Genomic DNA, 15,546 nt, shown 5'->3' with positions numbered 1-15,546 from the left:
CACGGGCATCGGTCACGGCGCCGCCGAGATCGGGGAAGGCGGCGGAGAGGGCATCGACCAGGGGACGCGCTTCGGGGGCGAGGCGGTCTCCATTGGCAGCGGCGTCGGCATCGGCATCGGCATCGGCATTGACATCGGCGCGGCCGGGCGGCTCGGCCCGCATCAGGCGTCCGCCCCCGCTGCTTGTGCTTGCCCCCGCTCCCGCTCCCGGAAGTGCGGGATGACCTTCTCGCCCCACTGCCGCAGCGTCTCCAGGCAGGCCTCCTGCGGGACCGTACCCATCTGGATCAGGCACATGATCTCGTCGGCCCCGGCGTCGCGGAGCCGCTCCACGTAGGCGATGGCGTCGTCGGCGGTTCCGTAGGCGTGGTCGGCGTTGAAGGTGGCCGTCGAGGTCGGCCGTACCGGGATGTCGTGCTCGTGGAGGCGGGCGACGACCTGCTCGGCGGCCCTGCGCATCTCGGCGGCCTCGTCGCTCCCCTCGACGACCGCCTCGTCGGGGACGCCCGCGCCGCCGTACCAGTGGCCGATGGACTGCGCGAAGAACCGCTGCCCCCGGATGCCGACGCGGCGGGCCGCCTCGCCGTCGTCGAGGACGATGGTCGGGCAGAGCACGGAGAAGTGGTCGTTGACGACGCTCGACACCAGGCGCTCGCCGGTACGGGCGGTGACGGCGGCGTCGTACGCCTCGCGCATCGCGGCGATCGACCCGGGCCCGGCGAAGCCCATGACCAGCGCGCCGATGCCGAGGTCTGCGGCCTGGGCGAGGGTCTCGGTCCTGCTGCACGCGAGGAAGAGCGGCGGGTGCGGCAACTGCTGCGGGCGGGGCAGGATCGGGTGCGGGGCGATGTCGAGGAGCGGGCCGTGGTGCTCCAGCTCCTCCTTCTCCCAGGCCTTGCCGATGATGCGCAGGGCCTCTTCGACCTCCTGGGCCGTCCGCGCCCTGTCGACCCCGCACAGCGACGTCTCCTGCTCGGTGCCGCCGCGCCCCGCGCCGAGGTCGAGCCGCCCGCCGGACAGCAGATCCAGCATGGCGGCACGCTCGGCGACCCGGGCGGGGTGGTTGAAGTTGAACGGCATGCAGACGACGCCGTGCCCGATCCTGATGGTGCGGGTGCGCGCGGCGACCCAGGTCAGGAAGATTTCCGGGGCGCTCATGTGCGCGTACCACTTCAGGGAGTGGTGCTCGACCGCCCAGACCCGGTCGAACCCCATCGCCTCCGCGAGCACGGCCTGCTCGACGCTGTCCCGGATGACCTGGTGCTCCCGCTCGACCGTGGGGTCGGCGAGCTGCGCCTCAAAGATGACGGAGAACTGCACGTGCCCTCCTGGGGGTTGACCCGTGGCACGCGACGCTCCCGCGCTCGCGCACCCATGGTTCGATCAGCCATATGACTAATCGTCATGCCGTGAGGAAGCAAGGGGCGTGCGCGGGGCAGATGGGGGCGGCGGCGACGCACTGGCCGGTGGGCGCCCCTCCCGACGCCCACCGGCCAGTGCGTCGAACTGTGAAAGACGTAAGCCCCGCCGGGACACACCCAGCGGGACTCCTCGCCGCAGAGCCGGGATGCGCCGAAGCGGAGCGCTTCCGGGCCTGGCACGCCGACCAATGGCTCGGCCTGCGGGACCGCTCGCGGTGAGGCGGTGAGGGCGGTTCCGGCGTCGAACTTCAGCGCTTGTCGTGTTCAGGGAACTCCTCGGCCACGCCCATATCGGCGTCACCGCCGGCGTCTACGCCCACGTCCGACTCCGCCTCCAACGCCAGGCCATCGACACCCTCGGAGTCGTCCTCACATCAACCAACGACAACCCCGACAACCCATCCGTCACAGCCGTCGTCCGCTGACGTTGCCGTCACCGTTGCCGTCAAGGCACCGGAAAGCCCCACCGGTACCACTGCCGGTGGGGCTTTGCGATCATTCGGCGAATGAATTCTAATTGCTCGCCGCACCCGCTGAAGGGCGCGCTACTTCTTTCGCGTAAGCGATCGTCTCGGCGACCACATCCACATCAGCCTCCCTCGCCATGGGCATCAGATAAAGCCCCTCTGGAGAATCAATACGGATCTCGCATACGCAATCTCCAGTATCCATGGCACGGCATTCAACGTAGCTGGCATCTTCGTGAATGCTGGCCACCCTGAAGAGGCGATATTGACGCCCGGAAATCTCCGCAATCCTCACCCGAGGAACCCTTCGAACGTGAGTCCGCCTCCGCGCGTACTCCAGCGTGCACCATAGCTTCCGCTTGGATGCCATATGTCGCGAACAGTTCCCCCATAGTGCGCCGAGGCGGAACCCAGCGTGTCTGTACTACCTGGATTGGTCAGCAACTCAAGGACCATGTCGTCGCCCATTTCCGTACGCTCTGCATCCGACGCGAGGGTCGGGAACTTGCTCGCATGAACCGGCCCTCGACTGGGGTCTGCATGCTTCTGCAACGCCCGTCCTGCATTGCTTTGACCGCGAGCAATCTTACCGGTACGCGTGTCGATTTTGGCCTTCTTATAAGGCCCAGTCGCCGCCTCAGCCAGCTCGTCAACGGACGCATTTCCACAATTGTGAACGAGTACCGGAGTGGCCCCCGCCAGCACATAGTACGTATGCAAGCCCGCAACCGTCAGATTGTGGACAGCCGCCTGCTGTGTCCAGCGTTCGACCGACGCGATCTCGACGTACGTACCCGCGCCCGTCCGCAGGCGCTGATGCGTCCGCAGGTCCTTCGCGTCGATCCACTCGTTCAGGGCCGGGACCCAGAAGGGGTGGCCGTCCGTCGCCGTGACGGACGACGTCTTGTCGCCCTTCTTGCCGTCCGTGTCGATCGTGACCTTGACCAGGTGCTTCGTGCCCTTGCCCTTGATCTCGGCCGTGACCGTGCGGACCTTCGTCTTGCCGGTCTTGGGGTCCGTTGCCAGGACCTTGTCGCCTATGTCGATGTCTTCGATGGACTTCGTACTGCCGTCCGCCATCAAGACCTTGGTGCCTGGGGTGAAGCTGTTGGCGACCTTGCAGCTCGCCGCCGCTTCCTCGAGCCGGTCGGCCTTCTTGTCCAGGCGTCGCCACTTGCTGTAGCCGCTGCTCAGTTTGTCGAGGAGGCCCCAGATCCGTTTGGCGAGGGCGGCGCCCTTCTTCCAGTTCCAGAGGTATTTCTTGGCCAGGGTGCCGATCTTCGCGCCGATGGCGCTCGTGACGACGTTCAGGATCGTGGCGCCGCAGGAGCCGAGGCTGCCGGTGCTGAAGCAGTCGAGCGCGTCGGTGATGCCCAGTTCATCGGCGACGATCTTGCCGAGTTCCTTGGCCGCGGAGATGATGACCCGCTTCTGCGCGGTGGCCTCGTAGCGGACGGTCTCCGCCCTGCGCTGGGCCGGTGTCTTGCCGATCCCGTAGTACTTCTTGTAGGTCGGCGTGGGCTTGGATTCCCAGCCGCCGTTGCTCTTCATCTTGCACTGGACACCGGCGAGCTTGCACTCGTCCGGCATCTCACCCGTCGGGTCCGACAGCGTCACCGGGCTGTTGTTGGCGTACGCGTACCCGTTGATCTGCTGCGGGTCGGTGAAGTCGATCAGCGGGTCGGCCGAGATGAAGCGGCCGTTCTCCGGCTCGTATTCGCGGGCTCCGACATGCGTCAGACCCGTCGACGCGTCCACCGGTGCCCCGAGGAACCCCTTGTCGTCGACCCAGGGGTCGGACACCACGGTGCCCCGTGCGTTGCCGAACGGATCCATGCGGCGCCGCGTCACCGCTCCGGACTTGGCGTCGACCGCCGTCAGCGACGTCCCGTGGTGGTCGCCCGCCAGGAACTGCACACCCTTGGGCGTGCGCATCGCGACCGTACGACCGGCGAAGCCGTAGTAGCGGGTCCCCTCCACCGCGCGTGAGGTGGTGTTGAGGGTGAGTTCCATGCCCGGCAGGTACAGGGTCTGCTTGCCGGGTTCCTTGCGCAACAGGCGCTCGCCCGAGGCGTCGTAGAGGAAGGACCTCGCCTCCGTGTCCTGCTTCGCCGACTTCGTCAGCTTGCCCGTCGCGTCCCAGGTCAGATCCTGCGTCGAACCGTTCAGGACCCGCTGCCTGGTGTTGCCCGCCTTGTCGTACGCGAACGTGTCCTGCGACTTCACCGCGGGCCCGTTGCCGCCGGCCGGGGTGTCCGTCACCACCTTGGTGAGGGTGTGCGGGCCGCCGTTGCCCTCGGCGTCCTTGCCGTACGTGTACGTCCGCGTCACGTCCGGCTTGCCGCCGACACCGTGCAGGACCTGCCTCTCGCGGTTGCCCGACGCGTCGTAGTCGAAGTCCTGCCAGTACGCACCCGGACCGCCGAGCGTCGAGGCGGAGGGATCACTCGCGCACGCCTTGTTCAGCCTGCCGGTGCCCGCGGCCCCGTCAGCGGGGTTGGCCGTGGCCCAGGCCGACTTCAGACGGCGTTCCCAGTCGTAGCGGAAGCACTGGACGTCGTCCTGGCCGCCCGTCGGGGTGTCGGCGATCGACGTGACGTTGCCTGCCGCGTCGTAGGTGTAGTCGGTGTCGGAGGTCACCGCGTCGACACTCGTGACGTCGACGCGGGAGTTCGTGAGCCGGTCGGTGCCGCGCTCGTGCTCGTAGGTGAGCCACGTCCGCTTGCCGTCCGAACCGCCGATCGTGCCCAGTTCCAGCTGCTGGAGCTGCGAGGTCGGAGCGTAGGAGGCCTGCCCGACGTACGCTCCCTGCTGCTTGCCGTCCACATTCGACAGCAGCTGGGTCGGGCGCTGCAGGTCGTCGTAGACGTAGGTGAGCACCTCGCTGCCGAGGCCACCGGCCGCGGGCAACTGCTGGGACTGGACCGTGCCGTCCGCGTTGTACTGGGTGCTGAACTCGTAGGTGCCCTTCAGCTCCTCGGCGACGTCACCGCCGAGCACCACCTTGGTGAGTTCGGGCTGGTAGAAGTCGTCCAGGTGGACGTTGACCGTCGCCGCCTGCACCTTGCCGTTCTCGTACCGGTAGGTGCCGTACGGCTGTCCCTTGGCGACGTGGTCGTAGGTGGTCGCGGTGAGCTGCGTGCCCTTGTCCGGCTCGCCCTCCCAGGTGGACTCGGGGCGGCCGAGGACGTCGTACTTCGTCGAGACCGTCTTGTCCCGCACGTCCGTCGTGGAGACGAGCCGGTCGAGGGAGTCGTACGCGAACGACGACTTGCCCGTGTCGGGGTCGGTGGACGCGGTCTTCCGACCCCGCTGGTCGTACTCGTACGACCAGGTGTTGCCCGCCGAGTCCTCGACGGATTTGAGCTGCCCGGCGGGCCAATAGGTGTAGGACGTCGACTCGTAGTCCTGCGAGGTGCCGGTGGGCAGGGGCTTGTCGCCCTTGTAGCGGCGGATCTCCGTCGTCCTGTCCCGGCCGTCGGTGATCGTCGTGGTGGGCGGCGTGCCGGCGGGCGGGTCGACGTGTACGCGGTCGCCGCCGTAGGTGTAGGTGGTGCGCCACTTCTCCTCGTCGGCGACCTGGAAGATCTCCGCCGTCTTGCGCCCCACGCCGTCGTACCGCGTGAGCGTCTGGCCGTCCAGCTCGCCCGTCGGCTTGAAGAGGGTGTCCGTGGGCGCCTGCTTGGTGTAGTAGTCCGAGGTCGCCTCGACGACGTTGCCCAGGCCGTCGTAGTGGGTGTCGGCGATCAGGCCGCCGCCCTTCGGGCCCTCGGCCTGCTGCTGACGCGGTCGAAGCAGTCCGTCGTAGAGCGTGTACTCCACGCCGTACGTGCCCTGGCGCTCGTACTTCTCCGTCTTGACGGCGACCGGTGCCTTGCTGCGGACCAGATAGCTGTACTTGATCGACGCGGGCTCGTTCTTCGAGCGGTCGGCGAGCCAGACGTCGGTGACGCGGCCGAGCGCGTCATGCTCCATCTGACTGCGCTTGCCGTTCATGTCGACCTGCGCGGACGGGGTGCCCCAGGAGCGGACGTACTCCGTGGAGATGTCCCACCCGAGCGGGTTGGTCTCCGTCTGCCTGGTCGTCAGCCCGTCGGTCTCGGTGTAGGCGAGCTTCGTCTCGGTGCCCTTGGCGTCCTTGACCTTCAGCGGTCGCCCGTAGCGGTCGAAGTCCGCCACCGCGGACTCCGTCACCGTCTGGTATGTGGCCTTGGTGCCGTCGTGCCTGGAGAGCCGCTGCACCTTGGTCGCGTCGCCCTTGACCGGTGCCTCGCCGAGGGCCTTGCCGTCGTAGAACGTGAGGTCGTCGGAGATGACCTTGCCGTAGTCGTCGGTCTCGACCGGGCGGCCCGTGGCGTCGTCGTAGCGCGCCTCGCGCGTGCCCCAGTTTTGACCCGGGACGCCGACCCGGGTCGCCGTGACCCGGGACGGTTCCTGTCCGGAGAGCTCGTCGTCGGCGGCGTGCTTCACGCCGGTGGAGTCCTCGGCCTCACCGCCGAGCCCGCGCAGTAAGACGTGTTCCGTGCGCTGGTCGGAGGCGCTGACGGTGCCGTCCGACTTGGTCACCCGGACCCTGCCGTAGCCGCGCCAGTCGCTGCGTGAGGGCCCCCGACGGCTATCGGCCACGCGCACACCGCGGCCTGTCCCGAATCAGACAGACCGCGGTGCGCCGCAGGTCGAGGCGCTCACGGAACGCAAGGGGACGGGCATGAGAAAAAAATGAGAACCAGCCCTGTGAAACCGATTCAATGGCGGGGCAGATACGCCCGTACCGTCTTGCCCTGCGGGCCCGTGCTGACCGTGACCGCGTTGGCGAGGCCGCGGACCATGGGCCAGCCGAAGCCGCCCGTGCCGCCCGCCAGGTCCGGGGTGCGCTCGCGTGGGGGGCGGGGGTCCGCGTCGGTGACGGCCACCGTCACCGTGTCCCGGTGGGCCGTGAGCCGCAGCGAGCACGAGGTGCCGTGGGCGTGCCGCACCGCGTTGGTGACGAGTTCGGAGACGGTGAGCTCTACGCTCGCCGCCGCCTGCTCCTCCAGGGCCGGACTGAGTCCGCCGAGGAAGTGCCGGGCGAAGTCCCGCGCCTCGGCCACGGCCTCCGGGCGGTTGTCGAAGACCGCACGTTCCAGCGGCCTGACGCTGTGCTGTGTATGGTCCGTCCGCATACGCCCCTCCTAGTTCAGGGGGTGGACTGTTCGAATGGCTCTCTTGCCCCGGAACACGGGTCCTTAACGTGCGCGACAGCCCCCGGCAACCCGCGCGGCAGGCCCCGCCACGGCCTCCGCGCCCCCGCTCCAGAACCCTGTGGCGCACGTCACGCAACTCGTCCGTACTGACGAGGACATGAAGCGCGGAAGGCGGGGTAACCGGGCGCCACCAGCCGTAGGAGAGGACGTCGGCTGGCGAACTCGGAGGTTGACATGACGATGGCCATCGGAACCCAGACGGATACCGGCGTGGCGGAGGTGCCGGCGGTCGCGGAGCTGCCGGAGATCACGGACCCGCAGGCGGTGTCGCCGCGGGACGCCCGCGCCCTTTCCCAGGTGTTCTTCGACCAGCTCGCCGTGTTGGAGGAGGGGACACACCAGTATCAGTACGTCCGCAATACGCTGATCGAACTGAACATGTCCCTGGTCCGTTACGCCGCCGGGCGGTTCCGCAACCGCAGTGACGAGATGGAGGACGTGGTCCAGGTCGGCATGATCGGCCTCATCAAGGCCATCGACCGCTTCGAGCTCTCCCGCGAGGTCCAGTTCGCCACCTTCGCGGTCCCTTACATCGTCGGTGAGATCAAGCGCTTCTTCCGTGACACGTCCTGGGCCGTGCACGTCCCCCGCCGCCTCCAGGAGGCCCGGGTCGAACTCGCCAAGGCCACCGAGGAGCTGAGCAGCCGCCTCGGGCGCTCCCCCACGGTCGACGAGCTCGCCGCGCTGATGAACCTGAGCGCCGAAGAGGTCATCGAGGCCCGTCTCGCCTCCAACGGCTACAACTCCGCCTCCCTCGACGCGGTCCTGCACGGCGACTCCACCGACGAGACGCCGCTGGCCGACTTCATCGGAGAGGTCGACCCCGGTCTGGAGCTCGTCGAGGACTTCCACGCGCTGGCGCCGCTCATCGCGGAACTGCCCGAGCGCGACCGGGAGATCCTGCACCTGCGCTTCGTGGAGGAGCTGACCCAGTCGCAGATCGGCGAGCGCCTCGGGGTCTCCCAGATGCAGGTGTCCCGGCTGCTCTCGCGGACCCTGGGGAACCTGCGCAAGGGCATGCTCCCCGCCACCGCCTGAGGCACGAGACCTGAGGCCTGAGACCTATGGCCCGGGGCCCGGGACCTGGGGGCCTGGGGCCTGATATCTCGGTCCAGCCCCGAGCCCTGCGGACAGTCGGGCCCTCAGGGCCGCCCGTGCCAGTCCAGGCAGACGATCATCGCGTCGTCGTCGGCGTCGATGGAGCCGCGGTGTCCCGCGAGCTCGTGCAGCACGGCCCGCGGGACCTGTGAGGGCGGCAGCAGCCGCGTACTGGTCATCGCCCGGGCGAGCGCCTTCTCGCTGTAGCGCTCGCCCGCGGGCGAGGCCACGTTGTAGACACCGTCACTGATGAAGAGCAGCCGGTCCGCCGGTTCCACCCGGAAGTGCTGCGCCGAGTAGAGCGTGTCCTCGAACATGCCGAGCGGCAGCTGCGCGTCGAGCTCCACGGCCTCGGGTCTTCCGTGCCGCACGCGCCACATCCTCGGCGAACCCGCGTCGATGACCTCCGCCTCCCCCGTCTCCAGGTCGAAGCGGAGCAGCAGCATGGAGAGGTGGACGGCGCCGCGGTAGTGGCCGTAGACGGCCTGGTCGGCGAGGCACGCCTGGTCCGCGAGGGAGAGGCCCGCCCGGCGCGCGTTGCGCAGCGCGTTGATGGCGAGGTTGGTCAGGAGCGCCGCCTCGATGCCCTCCCCCATGCCGTTGGTCACCGTGAGCGTGAGGTGCCGCTCCGACGCCGACCAGTCGAAGTTGTCGCCGTAGATCGCGTACGCCGGTTCGAGCTGGGCCCCGAGGTCGTACTCCGGGCGGGAGCAGGAGCGGCCCGGGAGGAGCTGCCACTGCATCTCGGCGGCCAGGGTCAGCCGGTCGGCGCGGCGGGCCTGGAGGTAGAGGTCGGTGTCGCGCTCGGCGACCACGATCCCGTGACCGAGCGCCTCGGCGACCTCCGCCAGTTCGGCGGCGGTGTCCTTGTCGTAGGCGTCGGCGGGGAGGCGGACGGTCAGGATGCCGATGCGGTCGCCCCGGACGCTGACCGGCAGGTGGACGACGGCGAGCCCGGCCGCCTCGTCGGTCTCGACGTACGGTTCCTGGGCGCCGAAGGCGCGTCCGGGGGCGCTGGCGTGGACGGAGACCGGGTCGGCCGTCCAGGGCAGCGACTGGACCGGCTGAAGTATGGTCGTCGCGTAGTCGGCCATCAGCAGCTCGACGGAGACGGCGGCGTAGTGCGCGGCCAGCGCGTCCTGTACCGCTTCGACGAGAGCGTGCGGTGCGGCCTTGCGCAGCGCTCGTTCCACGACCCTGAATCTGTCCACCTGCCGTTTACCGCCTATCTGGAATGACATGACAAGAAGGAGCGAACGGCCCTCATGTCTCAGCGACTGACAAGGCCATTGCGAAGTGTCACAGTTGAGGGCATGAATCCCGATCTCTCCGGCAAGGACGGCCAGGAAGCCGCCGCGCCCGCGGTCAGGGATGTCATCGAACTGCTTGAGGTGCTGTGGAACAAAGGCCGCGACATCACATCGCCGGCCCCCGTCTCCTCCTCACAACTGCGGGTGCTGTACGTCCTGGACGGCGCCCAGGGGATCAACCTCCGCACGCTGGGCGAGGTGCTCGGGTCGGCCCCGTCGTCGGTGAGCCGTATGTGTGACCGTCTTCACGCGTTGGGCTTCATCGAGCGCTCCCTGAGTTCAGCCAGCCGCCGCGAGCTTGAGCTGCGCCTGTCGAGCCAGGGAGAAAGCTACCTCAAAGAATTGCGGACACGACGTGAAAGTGCCCTGTTCGACGTCATCTCCGGTATGAGTCGGACAGATCGGGCAGCGCTCGAAAGAGGTCTGCGGGGATTCCGCTCGGCCGTCGAGTCCTCCGCCGCGGCCGAGGAGCCCACGCCGGAGAGCGGGCCGTCGCCCGGCGGCGCGGTGGAGAGCGCCTGACCACGGGTTTCGTCCGCGATCCGGCCACGCTCCGGCCCGTGTCGCGTGATCAGCCTTCGTCGTCATGGGTACACGGCATGTTCCGTACCGCTCCCTCGTCGGCCCGCCCGGTCGCCCGGTCTGCCGCCACCCCGTTGAGAGGGGGTCACCCAAGGGCGGGATTTCGTTGATCGATACCCTCGATTAACGTTTGCCGCGCGACAACAATTGCTAAGGTGGATGTAATGAACTCCAGTGAACCAGAGGCCCGGCTCAGCGTGCTCACCGCACTCCGCGAACAGGGCGACAAGGTGGCCGACCGCTGGGTGCAGCTTCAGCTGGAGCGTGCGGTCCCCGGCAGCGGCATCAGGGAGGCGGAGCTCCGCGAGGAGGCCGACGCCTTCGTGGGTTCCTTGCTCGCGGCACTTGAAACCGATCAGCCGGTGGAGACTCTCGCCACCTCCTTCCCCGGCCTGCGTCAGGCCATCACCGAGCTGTCCCTGCGCAGGGCGCGCGGCGGCGCCGCCCCGACCGCCACCTCACTGGCCGTCCTCGCCCTGAAGGAAGCGCTGCTCGAAGCGGTGCGCCAGCAGGCGAGCGACACCCCGGCCCTCTACCACTCCGCCCTCTGCGTCAACCGGCTCCTCGACACCGCGGGCGCCCTGTCCTTCTCCACCTACGTGGAGGGGCGCGAGGAGATCATCCGGCGGCAGAGCCGGCAACTCCTCGAAGTCTCCACGCCGGTGGTGCGCCTGTGGGACAAGGTGCTCGCCGTCCCGCTGATCGGCAGCCTCGACACCACCCGTACGCAGGTGGTCATGGAGAACCTGCTCCAGGCCATCGAGCGCGACGAGGCGGAGGTGGCGATCATCGACATCACGGGCGTGCCCACCGTGGACACGGCCGTGGCGCACCACCTGATGCAGACGGTCGACGCCGTACGGCTGATGGGCGCCGACTGCGTCATCAGCGGCATCCGGCCTTCGATCGCGCAGATCATCGCCCAGCTCGGCATCGACCTCTCGGCCATCCTCACCCGCGCCACCCTGGCCGACGCCCTCGCCGCCGCGATCAGGCTCACCGACCGGCCGGTGGGGTCGTCCGATCCGGTGGGCGCCCGATGAACGACGGCATGCGCGGCGGCGTACCGGTCCTGCGTCTCGGGGACGTCCTCGTCACGGGGCTGCTCAACGAACTCGACGACAAGGGAGCCCTCGCGTTCACCGAGGAGCTCACCGAGCGCATCGTCGCCGACCGGGCCCGCGGCGTCGTCATCGACATCTCGCGCCTGGAGATCATCGACTCCTTCGTCGCGCGGACGCTGATGGAGCTGACGACGACCTCGCGGCTCCTCGGCGCCCGGGTCATCGTGGCCGGTATGCGGCCCGCCGTGGCCATCACCCTCGTGGAGCTGGGGCTCCAGCTCTCGGGCGTGGAGACGACGCTCAACGCCGAGCAGGGTCTTCGCACCCTGGGCTGGGAGCAGACGCTCGTCCCGCCCGCCGGAAGGGGCACCAGTTGACCCTGTACGGCGACATCGACGAAGTCCCCTCCACCCCGTCCCCGGCGGATGGCGGCAGCGCCCGCGTCACCCATGAGATCCGGGCCGAGGAGGACCTGCTCTCCGCGCGCCACGCGGTCCGCGAGGCCACCCTGCGCGCCGGATTCGGCCTGGTCGACCAGACCCGCATCGTCACCGCGGCCAGCGAACTGGCCCGCAACGCCTATGTCCACGGCGGCGGCGGCACCCTCGTCATCGAGACCGCCCGGCGCGACGGCCGCCAGGGACTGCGGCTCTCCGTCAGCGACAACGGACCGGGCATCGCCGACCTCGACGCGGCGTTCACCGACGGCTACACCACCGGGGCGGGCCTCGGGCACGGGCTCGGCGGGGCGCGCCGTCTGATGGACGAGTTCGAGGTGCGCAGCGCCCCGGGTGAGGGGACCACCGTCACCGCCATCCGCTGGAGCGGACCGCGGTGACCACGCTCGCGACCTCCGAGACGCTGCACGTGCCCATCGACCACCACAGTGCCGTCCAGACCGCCGCCGACCGCGCCCGCGAACTCGCGCAGGTCTGCGGGATGCCCGGCGCGCTGCCCGACCAGGCCGCCGTGCTCGCCAGTGAGCTCGCGAGCAACATCAGCAAGCACGCACGCAACGGAGCGGTGTTCCTCCAGCAGTCGCCCCTCGGCCGGCGTTCCCCCCTGGACACCGCGCTCGACACCGGTCTCGACATCGTGGCGGTGGACAACGGTCCGGGCATCGCGGACATCGCGCTCTCCCTCACCGACGGCTACAGCACCACCAAGACGATGGGCGCCGGGCTCGGAGCGGTGCGCCGCATCGCGTCGGACTTCACCCTGCGCTCCGCCGCGGGACGCGGCACCTCCGTGCACGCCAGGCTCGCGGGCCCGGGAGGTGCCAAGCCGCGCGCGGACATCGGCGCGCTCTGCCTGCCCGCCGCCGGTGAGCGCACGAGCGGCGACGGATACGCGGTCGTCGCCGACGACACGTCCCTGACCGGCCTCGTGGTCGACGGCCTCGGCCATGGCCCGGACGCGGCGGCGGTCAGTCTGCGGGCGATGCGTACGTTCCTGGCCTGCGCGGACGCCCCGCTGCCCGAGATCATCGAGGCCCTGCACAGCGCCCTGCGGCACACCCGCGGCGCCGCGGCCTCCCTGGTCCGGGTGGGCGCGGGCCATGCCGAGTTCTGCGGTGTCGGCAACATCCGCGCGGCGGTCCTTTCCTCGTACGGCGTCGCGCGGCAGCTCACCGGGCAGCCCGGCATCGTCGGCTACAACCTGCCCGTGCCACGCGTCCAGCACCTCGACGTGTCCGGCCACACCGGCCTGGTCCTGTGCACCGACGGCATCGACCACCGGTGGGCCCGCGACCCCGATCCGGCCCAGCTGAACCTGCCGCCCGTCCTGCTCGCGGCCTCGCTGGCCCACACGTACCGCCTGCGCCGCGACGATGCCACCGTCCTCGCCCTCGGCAGCCCTCTGGGGATCGGATGACCAGCACCACCTTCAGCACGCCCGCCGCGCTGCGGCGCACCGTCCGCGGCATCGCCCTGACCTACCGGCTGCCCGCCGAGGACAGGGCGCGCATCGTGCTGTCCCTGAGCGAGACGGCCGCCGCGGCGCTGAACGCGGGGCGGCCGGTCACGCTGACGGCCACGAACGAGGCGGGCGAGGACGGGGCGGACCGGCTGACCCTCGCTCTCACCCTGCCCCGCCAGGACAGCCGGGTCGTCGTGACGGACGAGCTGCCGCTGCCCGGTGAGGCGGGCGCCGACGGCACGGTGGTGTGGCGGGTGCCGCTGCCCACGGCCCGCGCCCCGCTCGCCACCGTGGTCCCGCAGGCCACCCGGGCGGGCCGGGCGGCGGCCGCCGCTCCCCGCGGCGCCGAGGCCGATGTCGCCCTCCTGGAAGAGGAGTTGCGCGCCGCGCTGGCCCGGGCCGACCGCCTGGCCGATCAGCACCGCAAGCTCAAGCACGAGCTGGCCGAGACCAACAGCGGAGTCCTCGCGCTGTATGTGCAGCTGGAGGAGCGGGACGAGGAGCTGCGCAAGGCGCACGGCCGTACCCTGCGCTCCCTGGAGGACGCGCTGCGCCCGCGCCCCCTGCACGTCGACGGCCTCGACCTGGCCGTCCACTACGCCCCGGCCAGCGACGAGACCCCCACCGGCGGCGACCTGTACGACTGGTTCACGCTGCCGGACGGCACCGTGCACATCACCATCGTCGACGCCCTGGGCCATGGCATCACCAGTACGCGCACCGCCCTGACGGTCACCCACGCCGTGCGTACGCTCGCGCTCGAAGGCCACTCGCTGGGGACCATCGTGGCGCGCACGGACGAGATCCTCGCCCCCTTCGACCAGAGCGTGATGGCCACGCTGCAACTGGTGCACCTGAACCCCGCGACCGGTGAACTCTCCCTGGCCAACGGCAGCCACCCGCCCGCCCTGCATCTGCGGGCCGACGGTTCGGCGGAGTTCCTGGAGGTGCGCGGCCGGGGCGTCGGCTTCCCGCTGCCCGGCAGCGAGCGTGTCCTCACCACCACGCTGGGCCACGACGACCTGCTGCTGCTCTACACCGACGGCCTCACCGAGAGCCGCAGGGACCCCCGCGAGGGCGAGCGGCGTCTGGTGTCGACCGCCCGCCGCCACCGCTCCCGGCCCACGGCGGAGCTGCCCGGCGTGATAGCCCGGGACATGCTCGCCGGTGCCCTCCACGAGGACGACACGCTCGCCCTGGCCGTACGCTTCCGGTCCCCCTGTCAAGAACCGGGGCACGACCCCGGATAAGCCGTCGACCGGCGGGGGCGCGTCGTCCCCCTGCCCGGCATAGGGTGCTTTCGTCGCCGTTCCCCTTCCGGAAGGCCGTCGTCATGCACCCCTCTCTCACCCCGGACGTACTCGCCGGCCTGCGCAGGCCGCGTACCTATCCCGCGGTCACGGTGCTGCTGCCCACGCACCGCAGGGGACCGGAGAACGCACAGGACGCCGTACGGCTGCGCAATCTGGTGGCCGAGGCGGGGAAGCGGCTCAAGGAGGACCCGGCCGTCACCCGGGGACGCCGGGCCCAGGTCGGCATGGCGCTGGAACGGGCGGTGGCCGAGGTCGACCTGGTGCACGCCGAGGACGGCCTCGCGCTGTTCGCCGCGCCGGGTGAGCACCAGGTGTGGTCGCTCGGCCGGACGGTGCCCGCGCGGGTGGTGCTCTCGGACACCTTCCTGACCCGCAACCTCGTGGCGGCCCACGCCGCCGAGCGCCCGTACTGGCTGCTGGCCGTCGCCGCCGACCGCGTCACGCTGTGGGACGGCAGGGCGGCGGGCGTCACCGAGCACACGGCGGACGGTTTCCCGCTGACGCGTGGCCGAGACGACGCCGACGCCGAGCGCAAGGAGCGGATCGGCGATCTGCCGAGCACCTTCCGCTCCGAGCACACCCGCGGCTTCCTGCGCGAGGCGGCCCGCGCGGTCGGCGGCATCCTGGCCGTCCGGCCGCGGCCCGTGTACGTCGCGGGAGAGGCCGCCGCCCTCGCGCTCCTCGACGAGCTCGGCCTGTTCACCGGCGGGGCCACGCCCGTCCCGCACGGCGGGCTCGCCGGGGCCGGGGCCGCCGAGGTGCGGCAGACGATGGCCCCCCTGCTCGCCGCGCGGGAGCGGTCGGAACTCGGCACCACGCTGCGGGATCTGGACGACGCGCGGGGCCACCGGCGGTTCGCCGCCGGCCTCGACGAGGTCTGGCACCACGCCACCGACGGACGTGTGCGACTGCTCGCCGTGGAGGACACCTACCGGGCGACCGTGCGCGAGGCGGGCGGACATCTCGTACCGGCCGGCGCGGACGATCTGGATGCCCATAACGACATCGTCGACGAAGTCGTGGAGCACGCGCTCGAAACGGGCGCCCAGGTCCGCTTCGTGCCCCGCGACGCCCTCGTCGACCACGGCCGGATCGCGGCGGCCCTGCGGTACTGAGCGCCCCAGGCCC

General features: G+C 70.3%; 14 protein-coding genes. 9 read left to right on the top strand and 5 right to left on the bottom strand.

Features of this window, described 5'->3' with window-relative positions; all coding sequences use genetic code 11:
- Nucleotides 1–162: 162 nt before the first annotated feature.
- Entirely contained in the window at nt 163–1,320 is a 1,158-nt protein-coding gene (locus AB8Z36_RS09785; RefSeq protein ID WP_369212829.1) for an LLM class flavin-dependent oxidoreductase, read from the bottom strand.
- A gap of 361 nt (nt 1,321–1,681) precedes the next feature.
- On the opposite strand from AB8Z36_RS09785, the gene AB8Z36_RS09780 reads away from it, so the two are divergent.
- Entirely contained in the window at nt 1,682–1,846 is a 165-nt protein-coding gene (locus AB8Z36_RS09780; protein WP_369212828.1) for an integrase, read from the top strand.
- A gap of 88 nt (nt 1,847–1,934) precedes the next feature.
- Here AB8Z36_RS09780 and AB8Z36_RS09775 read toward each other — a convergent pair whose 3' ends face one another.
- The 3 genes from AB8Z36_RS09775 to AB8Z36_RS09765 form a co-directional block, all read right to left on the bottom strand.
- Nucleotides 1,935–2,138 (bottom strand): hypothetical protein, encoded by a 204-nt coding sequence (locus AB8Z36_RS09775; RefSeq protein ID WP_369212827.1) that lies wholly within the window; start codon nt 2,136–2,138, stop codon nt 1,935–1,937.
- A gap of 41 nt (nt 2,139–2,179) precedes the next feature.
- Nucleotides 2,180–6,514 (bottom strand): polymorphic toxin-type HINT domain-containing protein, encoded by a 4,335-nt coding sequence (locus AB8Z36_RS09770; protein ID WP_369212826.1) that lies wholly within the window; start codon nt 6,512–6,514, stop codon nt 2,180–2,182.
- Nucleotides 6,515–6,633: 119 nt separating this feature from the next.
- Nucleotides 6,634–7,050 carry an ATP-binding protein gene (locus tag AB8Z36_RS09765; RefSeq protein WP_369212825.1) on the bottom strand — a complete coding sequence of 139 codons (417 nt, stop codon included), beginning with the start codon at nt 7,048–7,050 and terminating at the stop codon, nt 6,634–6,636.
- 255 nt (nt 7,051–7,305) lie between these two features.
- On the opposite strand from AB8Z36_RS09765, the gene AB8Z36_RS09760 reads away from it, so the two are divergent.
- Nucleotides 7,306–8,169, top strand: coding sequence for an RNA polymerase sigma factor SigF (locus AB8Z36_RS09760; RefSeq protein ID WP_440581886.1), 864 nt, complete (start codon nt 7,306–7,308; stop codon nt 8,167–8,169).
- Between the two features lie 104 nt (nt 8,170–8,273).
- Here AB8Z36_RS09760 and AB8Z36_RS09755 read toward each other — a convergent pair whose 3' ends face one another.
- Nucleotides 8,274–9,470, bottom strand: coding sequence for a PP2C family protein-serine/threonine phosphatase (locus tag AB8Z36_RS09755; RefSeq protein ID WP_369212823.1), 1,197 nt, complete (start codon nt 9,468–9,470; stop codon nt 8,274–8,276).
- Nucleotides 9,471–9,542: 72 nt separating this feature from the next.
- Between AB8Z36_RS09755 and AB8Z36_RS09750 the strand changes: the two genes are divergently transcribed.
- From AB8Z36_RS09750 to AB8Z36_RS09720, 7 genes are all read left to right on the top strand, one after another.
- The gene (locus AB8Z36_RS09750; RefSeq protein ID WP_369212822.1) at nt 9,543–10,061 is read left to right on the top strand and encodes a MarR family winged helix-turn-helix transcriptional regulator; all 519 of its coding nucleotides are present in this window, start codon (nt 9,543–9,545) and stop codon (nt 10,059–10,061) included.
- Between the two features lie 224 nt (nt 10,062–10,285).
- The gene (locus AB8Z36_RS09745; protein ID WP_369212821.1) at nt 10,286–11,164 is read left to right on the top strand and encodes an STAS domain-containing protein; all 879 of its coding nucleotides are present in this window, start codon (nt 10,286–10,288) and stop codon (nt 11,162–11,164) included.
- Nucleotides 11,161–11,562: an STAS domain-containing protein gene (locus tag AB8Z36_RS09740; protein WP_369212820.1), complete on the top strand. Its 402-nt coding sequence runs from the start codon at nt 11,161–11,163 to the stop codon at nt 11,560–11,562. The genes AB8Z36_RS09745 and AB8Z36_RS09740 overlap by 4 nt, the downstream gene beginning before the upstream one ends.
- Nucleotides 11,559–12,023 (top strand): anti-sigma regulatory factor, encoded by a 465-nt coding sequence (locus tag AB8Z36_RS09735; protein WP_440581885.1) that lies wholly within the window; start codon nt 11,559–11,561, stop codon nt 12,021–12,023. The genes AB8Z36_RS09740 and AB8Z36_RS09735 overlap by 4 nt, the downstream gene beginning before the upstream one ends.
- A complete protein-coding gene (locus AB8Z36_RS09730; protein WP_369212819.1) occupies nt 12,020–13,060 on the top strand; it encodes a SpoIIE family protein phosphatase in 1,041 nt (346 codons plus the stop codon). The genes AB8Z36_RS09735 and AB8Z36_RS09730 overlap by 4 nt, the downstream gene beginning before the upstream one ends.
- Nucleotides 13,057–14,355, top strand: coding sequence for a PP2C family protein-serine/threonine phosphatase (locus AB8Z36_RS09725; RefSeq protein ID WP_369212818.1), 1,299 nt, complete (start codon nt 13,057–13,059; stop codon nt 14,353–14,355). The genes AB8Z36_RS09730 and AB8Z36_RS09725 overlap by 4 nt, the downstream gene beginning before the upstream one ends.
- An 83-nt stretch (nt 14,356–14,438) precedes the next feature.
- Nucleotides 14,439–15,533 carry a baeRF3 domain-containing protein gene (locus AB8Z36_RS09720; RefSeq protein ID WP_369212817.1) on the top strand — a complete coding sequence of 365 codons (1,095 nt, stop codon included), beginning with the start codon at nt 14,439–14,441 and terminating at the stop codon, nt 15,531–15,533.
- The last annotated feature ends 13 nt before the right edge of the window (nt 15,534–15,546 follow it).

The organism is Streptomyces flavofungini (genome assembly GCF_041028215.1).
GTDB classification, from domain to species: Bacteria; Actinomycetota; Actinomycetes; order Streptomycetales; family Streptomycetaceae; genus Streptomyces; species Streptomyces flavofungini_B.
This window is presented reverse-complemented; position numbering and strand designations above follow the sequence as displayed.